The organism is Streptococcus oralis, assembly GCF_004127215.1.
GTDB classification, from domain to species: Bacteria; Bacillota; Bacilli; order Lactobacillales; family Streptococcaceae; genus Streptococcus; species Streptococcus oralis_BD.
The window spans coordinates 310351-327546 of the sequence record NZ_QEWJ01000001.1; the positions used below are offsets into that span (position 1 = coordinate 310351).

Here is a 17196-nt window from a genome sequence, read left to right on the forward strand (position 1 = left end):
AAAATCATACCTTAATCAGCTTATTCTAATTTTTCAATAAATTAAAAAATGTATAGAACTCAATCTTTCAATGAAATATCTTTATTTTCTAATTCTTTGTATAACTGTCTTAAAATCACGCTGCGTTTAATCAATTTGGTATTTAAAATAGTGTATACGATAAAATATGATGATAAAGTTAATACAAGACTAATATAGTTACCCGAGCTTATAAAAATTGCAGCAGTCACTATGCCTATGAGCAAAAAACAGATTATCGTTATATATAATATTAAAACATTCCTTTTTTCTTGCTTTAAAAAGTTTTGATAGTTTCTTAAATCAATTTGAAATTCTTCTAACTCAATGACACGATTTAAAACATAATAAAGTAAGAGACTACTACCAATACTAATTATAATATAAGCAAAGATTAAAGACAGTATCCGAAAATCTGTTGGTACTTCCCCATTTTTACTTATACTTCTTAAAACAATATATAAAACAAGAGCAATTGAACTGTAACCAGTAATGGCAGTTGCTCCAATAGTTTTATCCTTTGTTGGATATAAAAGTTGATGATTTTCATTGTTATAATAGACAGATTTTTCCTGATATATACCTAGGACAATGAAATTTTTAGTGTTACTTTTCATAATTATCTTTCTCATTTATAAGTTTTATACAGTTCATTTATGATTTTTCCTCTTTGGAATATCTTATTATAAAAGAACATAAAATATATAGTCATACATAAAATTGAAACAACTTCCCACGGAAGATTGCCATATGTGATAAAGAGATGTGCAAAAAATAGTATAATTAGTGGTAATATAATAAAAGATAAATAGGTCAAAAAGATATTCTTTCGCTCTCTTAACACGAAGTCCCTCATTGCTTTTTCCTCTAATTGAAGTTTTTCCACTTCTCTCTCACGATGGAAGGTCGCATAACAAACAACAAAGGCTATTATAAAGGAAATCAGGATGCCTATCATTAAAAATTGATATCTTCCCAGAATGGTTAAATAGTATTTGGAATTAACTTTTCCAATTATGACATAAATAATCATGACCATGCTACTGCCAGCAGTTTCCAAAAAAGAAGTCTTCTTTCTTACTATGTATAAACTAGAATCTTTTTTATCAAAATAAACTGGATTTTTATCAATTGTTCCTATAGGAACCATATTTTTTAAATATTTTTTCATATATCATTTTCCTTAGGGGAATATTTTTTGTCTAACATATGAACCACTTTAAATCTCTGTATTGGTTTCGTGTTTAATAACAATAGGGGGAACATAAAAAATAAAATGGCTAAAAACAAAAACAAAAAATTAGAAGTCAATAAATAAACTATAGAAAAAAGCACTGGAAGAAGGAATGCCAATAATATAATTAGATGACTCTTAACTATATTTTTCTTCTCGTTTTTAAGAAAAGTTATCATATCAATGTTTGAAAGCACAAAAGGACTAATAACTAATTCTTCATTCAAAGCTGGTCTATAGAGAAGTTTGGAGATAATAATCATTAGAAAAAAACCAAAAATCAAGGGCCAAAACCCACTGAACACCTGAACTTTTGTTACTTCTCTTACAAGAACATAAAGGATAAGTGTTGCTCCTGTTAAGAAAGCGACAGGAGGCACTTTAAACTTTGTTTTAGAATGACCTAAGAACAATTTGTCCGTTTTCTTATCAAAAAAAACTGTTTCCCCTTCAAAATTACCAATTCCTACAAATTCAACGTCCTTTAACTTTATAATTTGATTTTTGTCCAAGAGAATCTCCTATTTTTCTTATCTGATACATACTCAAACATTGCTTCCGTATCATCCAAGGTTAGAAATCTGATCAATAAACGCTATTTCTCCACTATTGGATACTGGCTAGTTTTAAAAAGATTGATTCCATACAAACCCCCTCTCTTTACAAGTATTTTTCTACTAGCTTAGCAAAAAAAGCTCATCAAAGCAAAAGTTTTTCTTGATTTTTGAAACAGTTTTATATAAAATAAAAACATCACGATAATCGGGTTTCTCTGTGATGTTTGATTTTAAAAACCCGAATTTAGAAAATGGAGTAAGCCTTTATGTTAATCGGAATTCCAAAAGAAATTAAAAATAATGAAAACCGTGTTGCCCTCACACCTGCTGGTGTTTATAGCCTAGTTAGCCGTGGTCATCGCGTCCTTATCGAGACAAACGCTGGACTCGGTTCAGGCTTTACTGATGCTGACTATCAAAAGCAAGGTGCTGAGATTGTCGCTACTGCTGGTGAAGCTTGGGCAGCTGAGTTAGTCGTGAAAGTAAAAGAGCCATTAGCTTCTGAATATGGCTACTTGCGCGACGACCTGCTCCTCTTCACCTACTTGCACATGGCTGCTGCACCAGAGTTAGCAGATGCTATGCTAGCAGCAAAAACAACAGGAATTGCCTATGAGACTGTCCGTGACAGCCAAGGACATCTGCCACTCCTCGTTCCTATGAGTGAGGTTGCTGGTCGTATGGCGGTTCAAATCGGAGCTCACTTCCTTACCAAACAAGCTGGTGGCTCTGGTGTCTTACTTGGTGGTGTACCGGGTGTCCCAAAAGGAAAAGTAACCATCATCGGTGGCGGTGTCGTCGGTACACATGCTGCCCGCATCGCTCTTGGACTTGGTGCTCAAGTGACGATTTTAGATATCAGTGCTAAACGTCTCTCAGTCCTAGAAGATGTTTTCGGAAACCAAATCCAAACTCTTATGTCAAACTCATTCAATATCGAAGCAAGCGTGAAAGATGCTGATGTGGTAATTGGAGCGGTTCTCATCCCTGGTGCCAAGGCACCAAAACTGGTGACAGATGAGATGGTCAAACAAATGCGCCCAGGATCTGTCATCGTTGACGTTGCTGTTGACCAAGGTGGCGTTATCGCAACAGCAGATCGTGTGACAACACACGATGAACCCGTCTATGAAAAACACGGTGTTCTCCACTATGCCGTTGCCAATATCCCTGGTGCGGTAGCTCGTACTTCTACCATCGCCCTAACCAATGTCACCCTTCCTTACATCGAATCCTTGGCTGGAAAAGGTTTTAAGAAAGCAATCACTGAAGATCAAGGCTTACGCGAAGGAGTTACAACTTATCAAGGCTACTTAACCAGTCTTCCAGTTGCCCAAGGGCTAGATAAGGACCACACTTCGATTGATGAACTTGTCTAAAGACATTAACTAGTTAACATAAATACAAGAAAGAGCAGTCTCATCTCAACTGCTCTTTTTCTTGATTTTCTGGTATCGAAAAATATCCACAAAAATCATGTATTCTCTCAATTTTTCAATACCAACAAGAATGTTCCCAGAATGTAAAACCAACGATTATTAAAAATTCCTATTCTTTAACCAAACTCCTCATTTTAAGTTGGAAAGTGGAGAAGATTACGATTTATCATACTGTTTCTTATAACTAGACTAAAAATAACAAATTTTCTATTCTATACCATCTATAAACTAAAAGTCGCAAGAGAGACAGCGCTAGACTGAATTATCCTGCTCCAAAATGTCCCCACAGTATTGACTACTTGGTTAAATAGGTCTTCCTAAATTCACTCAACGACCGATAAAGATGCCCCATACGACTGCTATCGAGAAAAGTTTTACCTGTCACCGGTTCCAACTGCATTCTTAACCAACATGAATCTAAAGCTCTGTTTTAACTGCTGTTTGCATATCTTGGGAGGAGGGAACGGACTATGGAGTGACAAATGTAACCAATCTTTTCCTATGATATTCCAAACAGAGAAAGACCAAGTGAAGGGCATTAAAATGGAACATGTTTAGTCCCTACAATAAAATCCCTATCCAAGATAATTAAGCAAAATGTTTTTATTTTTTGTATTTTTGACAACTTTAAAGTTAGAATAGTCACTGGATATCAAAAAGAAGAGAACCAGTACGGCTCTCTTCAGAGTATGATTTCTTATTTACCAACAATAGTTGGCCGGGACTCATTTTTTCTTACAATTTACCTGCTACTGCATCCAGCAATTCCTGAATCTTAGCTTGGTTGCTTCCTCCTGCCATGGCCATGTCTGGTTTTCCACCACCACGTCCATCAACGATCGGAGCCAATTCTTTAACCAAATTACCTGCGTGGATATCTTTGCTCTTACTTGCTACAAGAACATTTACCTTGTCACCGATAGCTGCAACTAGGACTAGCACGTCAGAGTAGTCTTTTTGTTTCCAGTTATCTGCAAAGGTACGAAGGGCACCTGCATCTGATACAGATACTTGGCTCGCAATGTAACGGTGCCCCTTTACTTCTTGAACATTCTTGAAGACATCACCTGCCGCTGCTGCTGCTGCTTTTTCCTTCAATTCTGCATTTTCTTTTTGCAATTGGCGGAGTTGCTCTTGAAGGCCTTCAACTTTATGAGGCACTTCCTTGAGTTGAGGTGCTTTCAAGGTTGCTGCGACGGCTTTCAGAGCGTCTTCTTGTTCACGGTAAGCTTCGAAGGCTTCTTTACCAGTCACGGCCAAGATACGGCGAGTTCCTGATCCGATCCCTTCTTCTTTGACAATCTTGAAGAGGCCAATCTCAGAAGTGTTGCCAACGTGGGTACCACCACAAAGCTCGACTGAGTAATCGCCGATCGTCACAACACGAACTTCCTTACCGTATTTCTCACCAAAGAGAGCCATGGCTCCCATTTCTTTAGCTGTCTCAATATCAGTCTCAACAGTTTCCACTGCGATTGCTTCCCAGATTTTCTCATTGACTTCTTGTTCAATGGCACGGAGTTCCTCTGCTGTCACCGCTTGGAAGTGCGTAAAGTCAAAGCGAAGGAATTCGACTTCGTTAAGCGAACCTGCTTGAGTTGCATGGCTACCAAGGATATTGTGAAGCGCTGCATGAAGCAAGTGAGTCGCTGTGTGGTTCTTCATGACACGAAGACGACGGTTGGTGTCGATGCTAAGTGTGTATTCTTGGTTCAAAGCAAGCGGAGCAAGAACTTCAACCGTATGAAGTGGTTGGCCGTTTGGTGCTTTTTGAACATCTGTCACCGTAGCCACGATGTTTCCAGCAGCGTCCAAGATTTTACCATGGTCTGCAACCTGTCCACCCATTTCAGCGTAGAACGGAGTCTCAGCAAAGATGAGAGAGGCAGTTCCTTCAGAGACGGTTTCTACTTCTGCATTGTCCGCTACGATAGCCACCAGTTTAGAAGGCAATTGACTGGCATTGTAGTTAAAGACGCTCTCAACAGTGATGTTTTGAAGGGTTTCGTTTTGCATACCCATTGAGCCACCTTTGACAGCTGACGCACGCGCACGTTCTTGTTGCTCTTTCATGGCTGCTTCAAAACCTTCACGGTCTACAGTCATGCCAGCTTCTTCTGCGATTTCTTCTGTCAATTCAACTGGGAATCCATAAGTGTCGTAGAGTTTGAAGACATCTTGTCCAGCGATGACGCTTTGACCTTTCGCTTTCAAGTCTGCTACGATGCCTTGGGCAAAGTGTTGACCTGAATGAAGGGTACGGGCAAATGACTCTTCTTCGCTTTTGACAATTTTTTCAATAAAATCACGTTTTTCAAGTACTTCTGGGTAGTAGCTTTCCATGATTTTTCCAACAGTTGGAACGAGTTTGTAAAGGAAAGGCTCATTGATACCCAATTTTTGACCATGCATGGAAGCACGACGAAGGAGACGACGAAGGACATAACCACGGCCTTCATTTCCTGGGAGAGCACCATCCCCAATAGCAAATGAAAGAGAACGGATATGGTCAGCGATAACCTTAAAGCTCATGTTGTCGCCATCTTGGTCGTAGACCTTACCAGACAATTTCTCTACTTCACGAATGATTGGCATGAAGAGGTCTGTTTCAAAGTTTGTCTTAGCCCCTTGGATAACTGCCACCAAACGCTCCAAACCAGCGCCCGTATCGATGTTCTTGTGCGGTAATTCCTTGTACTCACTACGAGGAACAGCAGGGTCTGCGTTAAACTGTGACAAAACGATGTTCCAGATTTCGATATAACGGTCGTTTTCGATATCTTCTGCAAGGAGACGAATACCGATATTTTCTGGATCAAAGGCTTCCCCACGGTCAAAGAAGATTTCTGTATCTGGTCCAGAAGGTCCCGCACCGATTTCCCAGAAGTTGTCCTCGATCGGAATCAAGTGACTTGGGTCCACTCCCACTTCAATCCAGCGGTTGTAAGAATCTTTATCATCTGGATAGTAGGTCATGTAAAGTTTTTCAGCAGGGAAGTCAAACCATTCTGGGCTTGTCAAGAGTTCATAAGCCCAAGTGATAGCTTCATCACGGAAGTAATCCCCGATAGAGAAGTTGCCCAACATTTCAAACATGGTATGGTGGCGAGCAGTTTTTCCGACATTTTCGATATCGTTGGTACGAATCGCTTTTTGCGCATTGGTAATACGTGGATTTTCAGGAATGATGGTTCCGTCAAAGTATTTCTTAAGGGTTGCTACCCCAGAGTTGATCCACAAAAGTGTTGGGTCATTTACAGGAACCAAGCTTACTGATGGTTCTACAGAGTGGCCTTTGCTTGCCCAGAAATCCAGCCACATTTGGCGTACTTGTGCACTAGATAGTTGTTTCATATTGTCTCCTTATTTCACTTGTTTAATTTGATTGGCTTTCTAGCATCTCCACATAGTCAATCGCGACACAGAGGGAAATGACCAGATCTGCATAAGAGTCTTCATAGACGGTTACGGTGTAAGTTGAGGTTAAATGGAAAATTTCTTTCCTAATCTCGGCGACAAGTTGATCTCGGTCATCCAGCAATTTGAAATTCAAATCCCAGATATTGCCCTCGATACGAAGTCCCAGATTATCAAACTCATACCTATCTCGCCAGAAGGTCAACTTCTTACGAATGACGAAATTTGACCCGTCCCGTAACTGAATGTTAAAGCGGGGAAGCAAAGTAAAAAATTCTTTACTGATTTCACTGACTTGCTCACCATAGGCGTCATAGATGGTAAAGGTCTTAGGAATTTGGAAAAAAGATCCCTCCACCTGATAGTTCACCACTCCTCTATCATCCTTGATATCAAAGCGTTCGCCTCCGAGACGAAACTTTTGTTTCACGAGAAATGTCTTCATAAACACCTCCAAAAATCAAAAGACAAGCTCATATCACGAAGGGCGAAAAACCGCGGTACCACCTTCATTCAATGAACTTGTCATTCTCAAAATCTTATGCAATTATTAGATTGAGTAGCATGATTTCCTAGCTTAGATGGCTCGCAGCACCGCCATTTCTCTGGACTAAGATGACAGAAAATCAATTCTCAACATTCCTATTATACTGTTTTTTTGAGTTTTAGTCAACTGGGAAAGCAGGCACATGCAATCTCATTATATGTATCATCAGCAAAAAAAGATTTATTGATAAAGTATATTATTAACGAAGTAAGTCAAGCATTTCATTATTGAGTGTTTGATAACAAGAGAAATAGCTGTCATCAATCTCAAATGTATCTTGTAAAATAAAGCGTAAGGTATCTATTGTCTGTTGCAATTTTCTAGAATTGACTAGTTTACTATTAATCTCTGACAAGCCATGTGCCACCTTATTTCTCTCACCATTTAAGCTATTTATTAGCTTTATGGACTTAAGTAATTCAGGAGAAACTTGATAATAAGATAGAATATTTTCATATGACAAGAGATTTAAGGTTGACTGAGGGGAATAGATTCTTTCCTTCTCATCTTTTATACCCTTGGCTTTCTTAAATTCTAGATCAATGAAATCTAATATAGCTTCAAAATCCTTGTATTCTTCATTTAACTTTGGAAAAGTTCCATCATATTTGATCAAATCTGGATAATCTTTCTTTATCTTTTCTTCGATGATAAATTCAACATAAGACTTTGATTTGATTAAGACATCAGCAACCTGCCCTCTTTCTTTCAAAACTTCAATCATTAAAAAGTAATTAAGAGCTTTTTTCTCAACTTCTGTAAGTGAATATCCCTGAATATTTTTTAAAATCGCTTGAGTTTTAAATACTTTTACAAAATCATTTAATATGTATCTTAAACGAGCTAATTTCTTTTTAGAAAGTAATTTATTGTATTCTTTTCTAGTAACTAATTCTTCCGCAGCAAGATAATCATAAGAAGAGATTAAATTTCTTAAGTGGCGCTTGATAAGAGACTGGTTAAATTTTTCAGCTTCATCTTTGATTGTACGATCTTCGTAATCCTTTTGGCTATCCTCGTTCTCGTCAAAAAGCCTCTGTTCATCTTCACTTGAAAGTGGCACATACTTTCTATTTGCTGATTTGTTTGGTGTTGCAACCTGTATAGCTTGCGTATTATAATCATTAATTCGATTTAAGGCAAATAAAGCAGAAATAATCTGAGGTGTTCCTGAGGATAGATTTAAGATTAATTGATGATCTGTTCCAGAGTATTTTTCGATAATCTGTCCCATCACTTCATACATTTTATCAAATAGATAGACTTCATCATTTTTCAATATGATTGATTCAATAACCACTTTAGGATGATAACCCTCTATTGAACATAATGCTTTCTCAACTAGATCATTTTTTACTAACATTTCTTCACTATAAACCAAAACAATCTATTCAGGTCTGTAAGTTCGAGCAATATGTAATAAAGCTGCATCTCGATTATAACTTATCGGATCTGTCGTTCCAACTGCTGAAATTAAAATTTCCAAGATATTCTACCTCTCATTATTTCAGTAATTCTAATAATTCCTTATTAAAATCATTGTAAAAATTAAAATCCTTCTCAGTGAGTTGATACTGTTCCTTGATTAGCCCTTTTAGAGTTTTTAGAACAGGACCTAACTGTTTTAATTCCGCAGAATCTAATGGATCCAATTTGTGAGCTACAGTATTTCGAGTTGAATTCATGTTAATAATCGGTTTGATTTTTTTATATTGATTCCACTCATGTTTTTCTTTTAAGATCTTACTATAATCCCAAATCCCGAGATAATATTTCTCTGATTCACTCACGTAATTATCCAAAAATCCTGGATAACGATTTTCGATATAGTCTTCTAAGATAAACTCTGTGAGGTTTTTAATTCTAATCAGACCTTCACTAAAATTACCACGTTCTTTTTGCAAATCAATAGTCAAATAAGCATTTAATACTTTTTTCTGTTCTTCGCTCCATTTTTTCTTTTGGAGGACTTGAGGTACAGCTTGCCTGTCTAATGAATCCACAATATCTTGCAACTTTTTGCGACAATCTTTCAATCCAGGAAAGTCTGATAATTGATTAGCAACCTCTAAACTTGCTTTGTAATCATATTTCGTAATAAAATCACGTAAAGTTTTCTTCATTAAGCCTTGTTTAAACTTCTCTGAAGTATCTTCAATGGTTCGGTCGATATAGTCCTGTTTGTTATCTAAGTTCGTATCAATTAGTGCGTCAATATCTTCTGAATCATCATGTCCAACTCCTGCATTTGAATCATTTTCAGGACTTGAAACTTGTACTGCCTTGACATTGATTTCACTAAGTCTATTAATCACAAACAAAGCTGATTTTACTTGAGGAGTTGCACTTGAAAGATTAAGAATAAAATCATCGTCTTTTGTATAATACTCTTGTATAATAGCATCAAATTGATCATACATAGTATCAAAAACAAATACATCTTCATTCAAGATAATTGGTTCATGACATACAATTTCTGGGAGGTATTCAGAATCGATAGAGTGAATTACTTTCTCAATATCATCTTTCTTACTAATTGTTCTCTCTGAAAAAACAATAATAATCTTTTCTGGACGATATTTTCTCGCAATATGTACTAAAGCTCCATCGTGAAAATTACGGATTGGATCTGTATCACCCACTGCTGAAATCAAAACCTTCATTTAGTAATCTCCTTAATCATAAAGTTTGCCTTGCCCATTTCATAGAAGAATTCATCATTTTTTATTAATATGGAAGGCTGAACAGAGTCATCTTCCAAAAGGATAGGGGCTTTTGTAAGCTTTAATACACCTTTACCCTTCATCTTAGTTTGTACTGGTTTCTTGTGGTTCTCTTTTACAATTTCATATGCTTGTTTAAAAATTGTTTTTGTCCAAACTCCACTACCAGCACCCAAGTAGATAGGATATTGACTATTTGGCTGAATTTTATTTTCAGGAAAATCTGATAAGAAAAAGTTTTTATATTCTTTGTAAAAGGCTTGCGCTCTCTGTCCTAATTCTTCCATTAGGATTCCAGCTTCCTTAGTAGTTGTAGTAATGGTGAAATTGATTTTAGTTGAGGGTGCGATGGCTTCCCTGTATAAGGGAAGAGGCTTGGGAGTTAAGGACTTGGCTGAATAATCCCATTTTTGAACTAAAATAAGACTGTCATTGTTAAATGGTTTGCTATCACTAACACGAATGGCATTAAATATGTTATTGAATTCTTTACCCTTCTTAGGCACCCAAGGAATCATATTTTTATTTTCCTTAGGATTCTTACCTCTAGTATCAACCACCTTTTTATTGTTCCAGTGAGGATTTGTGTTCATTAAAATAGTTCGAATGGCTCCCTTTAACGAACTACCAGGTATATAAGGATTACCATAAGGGTCTCTCATAAACTTTGCTACTTCATTAATAGTACCTAACTGGGAATCAATGTTGTTCTTTTCGGTTTCAAAACCAGTCTCTTTAATCCTATAACCACCAAAATCACGGTCAGAAATACGGTTATCCTCTAAAAAGGAAACCAAACGATTATTACTGGCACTTGCCTTTCTCTCTTGTAAAAAGCGCTCAAACTTCTGATCATAACCTTTCTCCACCATTCGATTATAAAACTTACCCATATCAGGGAAATAAAAGTACCCATCTTCATAGATAAATTCACGAGATGTGTACTTATCACCACTGCCAGTATGGATAGGAGCCATGGCTAGGAGACTGAATTGAAAGGTTCTATACTCTGTTTTCATCTTTCTCCCTCCATCTTTAAAAATAATGGTTTAGCATAGCTTAATACTTCATGTGGAAAATCAAGAGGTCTTACATCTACAATCTGTCCTGTATAGGTTTCAGAGAAAGTAGATCCAGAAGCAAACTTATATAAATCCTGCTTACGGTAATTTTCATTAGTTTCTGTACTAAAAGCAAAACCACTTGATTTACTTAGTAAATAGGAACCAGTTTCCATAGCATATTCAAGTTCCTTTTCGACTGGTAGAGAAGTCGTCAAGGTCATGACAGGTCCTTGATGGGCCTTGGTGAGACGATTTTTGAAGCTATCTGGTAAATCTAATATAGTCAAATCAAATTGTCCATAACCACTGGAGCGTTTCCCACCAATTCCTGTATACTGCAAGCTTGCCATGAGTTCATTTAAGAGTTCTGATTCGGTAGCAATCACATAGAGAGCAGACTTATCAGCAAATCGAACTGTAGAAACTTGATAAAGAGCCCCATCTATATGAGGTTGGTTTTTAGTGACGATGTTTGTTACTCCATGTTCTGCGTCTTCAAAAAGAGTCCCATTTACATAAGAATCAAATTTATCTAGAGGAATAAACTGAAGTTTCTTTGCCATTTTCGCTTGGCGTCGCACTTCTTTGACATCTGTCGTTAAATCTGCCTGATCAAACTTTGGAAATCCTATCGGCTTAGGTAAAAATGGTCCTGACTGGTAAGGAAAGGCATCAGTCAAAACAAATTCATCTTGACCCGCTATTGACACGAATTCCTCCATTTTCCCCATTTTTTTTGCTTCTATAGCTAAGGCTGAAAACAATCGGTCCGCTGCAAAAGTCATTTTAGAACTATCCAGAGTTCCTGCTCCGAAGTGAGCAGTATGGAAGTTCATAATATACATCTTGTAGGTCATACTAGACCTCCGTAGTTAAAAGTTCATTCAATCTACTAACATCATAGTTTCCGAAAACTGTATTTGCTTTAAGATCCTCAAAAACAACTTTACCATATCCACGAGAGCCTGAACCGCCTAAATAATCAAGTTCCAACAGTTTTAATCCATCAAGAATCACTTTGAAGTCTTCTTCTACTTGAGCTTGACTCTTGTCTGTCACCTCATAGATCAACTCAAATCCAAAGACACTGTCTCGGATAGCACGTTCAATCTGTCTTGGATTTGCTTCAGCAGTGATACGGTCAATAGTATTTTCAAACTTAACTTCAGTATAACTCTTGACCCCTAATGAATCTAACTTGTCCTTATTGATTAAGAAAGCATCTCTAAAAATGAGTCGTCCCATTTTATAGCGATTATCTGAACTGTTCCCAAAAAGCCGACTTAGAATTTCTCCATCTTCTCCTGGTTTCTTAGCTAGTCGTTCATTATGAACTTTTGAAAGAAGACTACGCATCTTTCCTTTGATACTTGAACCAGGAATAATGGGCAAGTTAGTAATAGGATCTTTAATCACCGGTGAGTCCGTAGCTCCAATTGCTGCAAAGGCATCACTTGTTCCAATATGAAGTCCTGTCTCTAGACGAATTTGTCCTGTTACTTGAATTTTTGCAAATGCCATTAATCTTTTCCTCCATAAAATTTGAAATAAGCTACTAGTGCTTCCATATAGCGGCAAAAACGTTGGAGACTTTCCTTATTGTTTATTTCTTTTAGAATGTCTAGAATCTCAGCCTTTTTCACCAAGTCTTTAACCGCAGTTTCTCGGCCCGATTGATAAACAAACTGCACTCTCAAATAAGCAATTTTATCAGCCAATTCCTTATACTCTCTGATCTTACTTTCATCAAAAAGATTACTAGTTAAATTTAGTAGATTTCGAATTTTTGTAGTTGTTAAAAGGAATGCATCAGGATTTCTAAAATTCCTAGTATTTCGATTCAATGATTTAATAACCTTTTCTGCCTTATCTACGTAATTATCATCTGTTAAAATTGCCATCTATGAATCCTTTCTAATCTCATAAATATATAGAAGTAAAGCTATCTCTGCTTCCTTACGTTCATTGTCGCTACCTTTATACCAAGAAAAGAATAAATCTTTGAACTTTCTAAACTCTTCTTTTTTATCCTTAGAAGTTTGATCTTCTAAACGGGTCAAATAATAAGCTAATCGAGCAATATTCATACGATCGTAGTTACGAAGGAGCTCAATCAGTCTGTATACAAAACTCTTTCCGCGCTCATCTTGAATATTAAAGTAGTATCGGATACTCTTAAGTTTTCCATTATAAACATTGTTAATGAATTGGTCGAACTTCAAGGTATAATTTTTTTCAAAAAGGGAAATACTATCCTTATCGTTATCCTTGGCTGCTCCTTCTAACTTACCAGTTTCTTCAGCCATGAGGCTAACCGGAGTTTTATCTGGAAAGAGGCCGATCCCTGCTGATAGGGTTAATTTGCCATTAGTCCACTTGATAAAGTTTTGTCGGAGACAAATGGTGAACTCAATAACATCCTGCCAGGAACCGATAGCAAATACATCATCTCCACCGGCATAAATGATCGATAGTTTTTTCTCTTTGGCAAACTGGTTGATATAGACCTTAAAGAAGAGACTCATACTTCTAGAGAAGGTCGCCGAGCGTGCCAGAGTATTATACTTGCCACTATCTTGATAAGAGAATCCAGCCATAAAGGCTGCTCCTAGGTCATCCACATCTAGTCGAACGACTGCCAGACGCTTGATACCTTGACCAGACTCCTGGGATAGTTTAGCATACTCGTAAATCTCATCATACTTGTAATCTCCGACAAAGACATGAGTGGCTTTTAAGATATCTGTACTATAGCTATTCTTGACATAAACACGGTCCCACTCTTCTTTAGCAAGGTTGGCTTTTGAAATACCACTAATATAGGCTCCCGGACCTATCGGCAGGCCTTTTTCTTTTGTCACAATATAGTAGTTTTCTTGTATTTCCTTGGCAAAGCGATACATTCCTGCACAGATATGGCAGACTTCTTGACCATTAGACTTGGTAAGCTTTTCGACTGAGTGGCAAATAGCGCATTCTTTCTGGGAACTTTTTCCTCCTTGGTTGAGTTCAAGGAGAGTTTTGGCGTCATAGCGAGAAATTTTCTTTTGAGAAATCATCCGACTGGTTGTTTGATAAACTTTTCGATAGTCGGCAAGTGTCGTTGTCATATCATTAGCAGAAAACGGACTCCAACCAAATGCTACGTACAGACCTGTCTGGAAATGCTTGACCAAAAACTGATTGAATACTGCTTCAAAGCTAGCCAAGGTTTCTCTAGTTTTTTCGGTGTTTGGAAGGATAAAGTAGGCGTGCCCTCCACCGACGTAGAGAAGATTAGCCCTTGTCAACTCTAACTTCTCCAGTAAGCTGTCAGCGATATGTTCCCCCATGAAATCTAGATACAAGGAACGTGCTTTTAGTTGCTTGGCTGCTCCAGCTGTTGCGATATTGTAGATAAAATCCTGAATCCCTGATAAGTCAAAACTTGCTAGTAAAAAGGCCTTCTCGCTATAAAAAGCTTCTAAATCTTGCCCTAGTACCTTCTCATAGTCACGGCAATTCTTGTCTGCTAAATAGTCCTCTATAGCTAGGGCAAAGCCAGCTGTCAGACGACTGTAGGTTGCTAGAGAAATATCCGATAATTCCTTGGTTCTTGTCGAAACAGGCACATAGGAAAGAGTAGACTCAAGGAGATTCAAAAGGGCATCTATCTCAGACTGGCTAAAGTCTAATCTCTCAAACTCTTTTTCTAAGGTCTCTACTATCAAGTCATAATCTGACTGGTCAGACGGCTCACTCGATTCCTTAGCATAGTTTGGTTCCCCGTCAAGCTCTAATGGTCGTGCATAAAGATAACGCTGACTAGGGGTATCAGAAAATACATTGAAGATATCCGATTGTTTGCTTAGGAAATCTTCTTTTCCTCCATGAGTTCTTGCTGCCCCTTTTAGTCCTGAAGCAATCTTTGCCGCAGCTGACGTGATATAGACCAAACTATCAGGAGCTAAATCCGTCGGCAAATTGCTAGAAGTCGCCTTGGCTATCTGCTGGGCTATTTTTTCATTATCCGAAAAGCGTCTAAAACATTCGGACCCAATGGTTCCCAGATCTTTCTCATCATACCTGGAACCTTGAATCACCTTGCCGATAGCGTGCAAAAGTGATCCATAAACTAAATCAATCTTTTCTTTCTTCAAGTTCTAAACCTCCCATCCCTAAACTAGTTTTCATGCCGATACCTGAGTACTCCCCAAATTTCAGAAGCATATTGGCGTATGCTTTCAAGGTATTTGGACCTGTAATCTTAAAGGTCAATCTCCCCCTGAAACCAGGGATTTTTTTGCCATGGACTTTAAAATAGCTGGACTCCAATCGATAGCTGGTAATTCTACTGTGCTTGACCAAGTAGTCCAGAGTTTCCTCTTCGATGTCCTGACGATTCTCGACCAAACGTGCATACTTCATCATCAAACTCTGAAAGATGAGACGCATGGTCGGAAAGAGCACGTACTCTCCCTGGGAGCGAAATCCTGTTGGAGTTTGAAAATGAATGGTGTAGAGTGACCGATCTTGGTTTTCATTAAAGAACTCAAAGAGTTGCTCCGAACTGAGATCTTGCATGGATAAAGACTCTACCATGAGAGTCGGTAAATCATGAAGCTCTACTCTCTTTAGCTCCAATAGAACAGGCAGGATCTGCTTGACAGCCTCATCCGTCAGGAGATGAAGGGACCATAGGGTCTTGTCCTTTTGATGAATGATTTTTAGTGAGTAGGGGTTGGTCTCCTGCTCATGTAGCCAAGTCACATAGTCTGGTTCCAGGTTCTCCATGAGAAAACCTTGGAATTTTGTCGATAGGTCGCTCGGTGATTGGTCAATCCGCTTAAATGATAGTTCGATGCGTTTCATATGCCTCCTTTATTGATACAATTGCGCTTTGCTTTCTCATGAGCGCTTTTTTCATTTACTTTTGGAATCCTTTGCCCTTATGAAACTGTCCCCTCTCGAGGTAGATAGGTGGCTATACATTAGCTACACTTGCACTTTCAACTATCGCACTTGCACTTTCAACTATCGCACTTGCACGTTTCCGGCTCCTCACGAGGTAGATAGCTATCTATACTATTGTACTCATGCAATCAACAGGACTCAAAGACAAGAAGTTTCCGGCCCCTCTCGAGGTAGATAGGTAACTATACAATCAACGACCATGACGAGCGTTGGGCATATGCGGGGTTTCCGCCCCCTCGCGAGGTAGATAGGTATCTATACAAAAACAACAACAAAATCAAAAATGCCCTTACTGTCAACGTTTCCGGCCCCTCTCGAGGTAGATAGGTGGATATACTTGTAGCGAAGGTAACAACTCATACTCCTGAACCACCAAAGTTTCCGGCCACTTGAGAGGTAGATTGGGAGATATACAAAAATTACTTTACAAGGAAAAGATAAGCAAGTTATGTTTCCGGCCCCTCCCGAGGTTGATAGGTAGCTATACCTTGCAAGAACCTTGACTGGTTGATTAAGGAGATGGAAGTTTCCGGCCCCTCTCGAGGTAGATAGGGAGATATACGTGCGATCACGCTCGACGAATTACTAGAAAAATAATTGTTTCCGGCCCCTTTCGAGGTTGATAGGTATCTATACTCTGATACTTCATATTCAATCGTAGGTGGGTTGTTTGGGTTTCCGGCCCCTAGCGGGGTAGATAGGGAGATATACCTACCTTAGCACAGACTTTTACAAACTATCCCACTGGTTTCCGCCCCCTCTCGAGGTAGATAGGTAGCTATACAACTACTATGAGCGCACGTTTGAGCGTGCTTGGATTCAGTTTCCAGCCCCTCTCGAGGTTGATAGGTAGCTATACGACTGGATCCCGATGAACAAAGAAATCTCAGACCGGTTTCCGGCCCCTCGCGAGGTAGATAGGTGGCTATACTTACCGATGGACTAAAGCATGCTTGGTCTATGTTTGTTTCCGGCCCCTCGCGAGGTAGATAGGTGGATATACATTGAAAAAGCTGTTTTATATGGAAGAACTATGACTCATTTTCCGGCCCCTCCCGAGGTAGATAGGTAGATATACCACATGGGCAAGCTAACGTTTAAGTTTTTACGAACACAGTTTCCGGCCCCTCGCGAGGTAGATAGGTATCTATACAGAACCAAAAGAAGATATATTCTGGTCGTTTCTGTTTCCGCCCCCTCTCGAGATAGATAGGTATCTATACGTAATCAAGCTCCGCTCAGCA

Annotated in this window: 14 protein-coding genes; 1 reads left to right on the plus strand and 13 read right to left on the minus strand. The window is 38.4% G+C overall.

Annotation, left to right across the window (positions count from 1 at the left end):
- Positions 1-59 precede the first annotated feature (59 nt).
- Genes DF216_RS01480 through DF216_RS01490 form a run of 3 tightly spaced genes read right to left on the minus strand, consistent with a single transcriptional unit; the run spans position 60 to position 1764 of the window.
- On the minus strand, positions 60-635 hold the full coding sequence (locus tag DF216_RS01480) for a hypothetical protein (protein ID WP_129325721.1): 576 nt from the start codon (positions 633-635) through the stop codon (positions 60-62).
- Between the two features lie 11 nt (positions 636-646).
- Positions 647-1189 carry a hypothetical protein gene (locus tag DF216_RS01485; RefSeq protein ID WP_129325722.1) on the minus strand — a complete coding sequence of 181 codons (543 nt, stop codon included), beginning with the start codon at positions 1187-1189 and terminating at the stop codon, positions 647-649.
- Positions 1186-1764, minus strand: a complete 579-nt coding sequence (locus DF216_RS01490) for a hypothetical protein (RefSeq protein ID WP_129325723.1) — start codon at positions 1762-1764, stop codon at positions 1186-1188. Before DF216_RS01490 ends, DF216_RS01485 begins: the two co-directional genes overlap by 4 nt.
- 311 nt (positions 1765-2075) lie before the next feature.
- On the opposite strand from DF216_RS01490, the gene ald reads away from it, so the two are divergent.
- Positions 2076-3188, plus strand: coding sequence for an alanine dehydrogenase (gene ald / locus DF216_RS01495; protein WP_125827761.1), 1113 nt, complete (start codon positions 2076-2078; stop codon positions 3186-3188).
- Between the two features lie 795 nt (positions 3189-3983).
- Here ald and alaS read toward each other — a convergent pair.
- The 10 genes from alaS to cas6 all read right to left on the minus strand — a co-directional run bounded on the left by alaS (position 3984) and on the right by cas6 (position 15850).
- On the minus strand, positions 3984-6602 hold the full coding sequence (gene alaS / locus DF216_RS01500; protein WP_129325724.1) for an alanine--tRNA ligase: 2619 nt from the start codon (positions 6600-6602) through the stop codon (positions 3984-3986).
- A 22-nt stretch (positions 6603-6624) separates the two neighbouring features.
- The gene (locus DF216_RS01505) at positions 6625-7110 is read right to left on the minus strand and encodes an LURP-one-related/scramblase family protein (protein ID WP_129325725.1); all 486 of its coding nucleotides are present in this window, start codon (positions 7108-7110) and stop codon (positions 6625-6627) included.
- A 301-nt stretch (positions 7111-7411) separates the two neighbouring features.
- Positions 7412-8593, minus strand: a complete 1182-nt coding sequence (gene csm6 / locus DF216_RS01510) for a type III-A CRISPR-associated CARF protein Csm6 (protein WP_240659310.1) — start codon at positions 8591-8593, stop codon at positions 7412-7414.
- Positions 8594-8714: 121 nt separating this feature from the next.
- Positions 8715-9875 carry a type III-A CRISPR-associated CARF protein Csm6 gene (csm6, locus tag DF216_RS01515; protein ID WP_084972199.1) on the minus strand — a complete coding sequence of 387 codons (1161 nt, stop codon included), beginning with the start codon at positions 9873-9875 and terminating at the stop codon, positions 8715-8717.
- Entirely contained in the window at positions 9872-10954 is a 1083-nt protein-coding gene (csm5, locus tag DF216_RS01520; RefSeq protein ID WP_084972198.1) for a type III-A CRISPR-associated RAMP protein Csm5, read from the minus strand. The genes csm6 (DF216_RS01515) and csm5 overlap by 4 nt, the downstream gene beginning before the upstream one ends.
- Positions 10951-11856 carry a type III-A CRISPR-associated RAMP protein Csm4 gene (gene csm4, locus DF216_RS01525; protein ID WP_129325726.1) on the minus strand — a complete coding sequence of 302 codons (906 nt, stop codon included), beginning with the start codon at positions 11854-11856 and terminating at the stop codon, positions 10951-10953. The genes csm5 and csm4 overlap by 4 nt, the downstream gene beginning before the upstream one ends.
- Position 11857: 1 nt before the next feature.
- Positions 11858-12520 carry a type III-A CRISPR-associated RAMP protein Csm3 gene (gene csm3 / locus DF216_RS01530; RefSeq protein ID WP_129325727.1) on the minus strand — a complete coding sequence of 221 codons (663 nt, stop codon included), beginning with the start codon at positions 12518-12520 and terminating at the stop codon, positions 11858-11860.
- Positions 12520-12900, minus strand: a complete 381-nt coding sequence (gene csm2 / locus DF216_RS01535; RefSeq protein WP_084972195.1) for a type III-A CRISPR-associated protein Csm2 — start codon at positions 12898-12900, stop codon at positions 12520-12522. The genes csm3 and csm2 overlap by 1 nt, the downstream gene beginning before the upstream one ends.
- Entirely contained in the window at positions 12901-15138 is a 2238-nt protein-coding gene (gene cas10 / locus DF216_RS01540) for a type III-A CRISPR-associated protein Cas10/Csm1 (protein WP_129325728.1), read from the minus strand.
- The gene (gene cas6, locus DF216_RS01545) at positions 15119-15850 is read right to left on the minus strand and encodes a CRISPR-associated endoribonuclease Cas6 (RefSeq protein ID WP_129325729.1); all 732 of its coding nucleotides are present in this window, start codon (positions 15848-15850) and stop codon (positions 15119-15121) included. Before cas6 ends, cas10 begins: the two co-directional genes overlap by 20 nt.
- Between the last annotated feature and the right edge of the window lie 1346 nt (positions 15851-17196).

What these genes read in the sequence shown, in the direction of transcription:
- DF216_RS01480 (WP_129325721.1), bottom strand. Translation starts at nt 635, where the DNA reads ATGAAAAGTAACACTAAAAATTTCATTGTCCTAGGTATATATCAGGAA.
- DF216_RS01485 (WP_129325722.1), bottom strand. Translation starts at nt 1,189, where the DNA reads ATGAAAAAATATTTAAAAAATATGGTTCCTATAGGAACAATTGATAAA.
- ald (WP_125827761.1), top strand. Translation starts at nt 2,076, where the DNA reads ATGTTAATCGGAATTCCAAAAGAAATTAAAAATAATGAAAACCGTGTT.
- alaS (WP_129325724.1), bottom strand. Translation starts at nt 6,602, where the DNA reads ATGAAACAACTATCTAGTGCACAAGTACGCCAAATGTGGCTGGATTTC.
- DF216_RS01505 (WP_129325725.1), bottom strand. Translation starts at nt 7,110, where the DNA reads ATGAAGACATTTCTCGTGAAACAAAAGTTTCGTCTCGGAGGCGAACGC.
- csm6 (WP_084972199.1), bottom strand. Translation starts at nt 9,875, where the DNA reads ATGAAGGTTTTGATTTCAGCAGTGGGTGATACAGATCCAATCCGTAAT.
- csm5 (WP_084972198.1), bottom strand. Translation starts at nt 10,954, where the DNA reads ATGAAAACAGAGTATAGAACCTTTCAATTCAGTCTCCTAGCCATGGCT.
- csm4 (WP_129325726.1), bottom strand. Translation starts at nt 11,856, where the DNA reads ATGACCTACAAGATGTATATTATGAACTTCCATACTGCTCACTTCGGA.
- csm3 (WP_129325727.1), bottom strand. Translation starts at nt 12,520, where the DNA reads ATGGCATTTGCAAAAATTCAAGTAACAGGACAAATTCGTCTAGAGACA.
- csm2 (WP_084972195.1), bottom strand. Translation starts at nt 12,900, where the DNA reads ATGGCAATTTTAACAGATGATAATTACGTAGATAAGGCAGAAAAGGTT.
- cas6 (WP_129325729.1), bottom strand. Translation starts at nt 15,850, where the DNA reads ATGAAACGCATCGAACTATCATTTAAGCGGATTGACCAATCACCGAGC.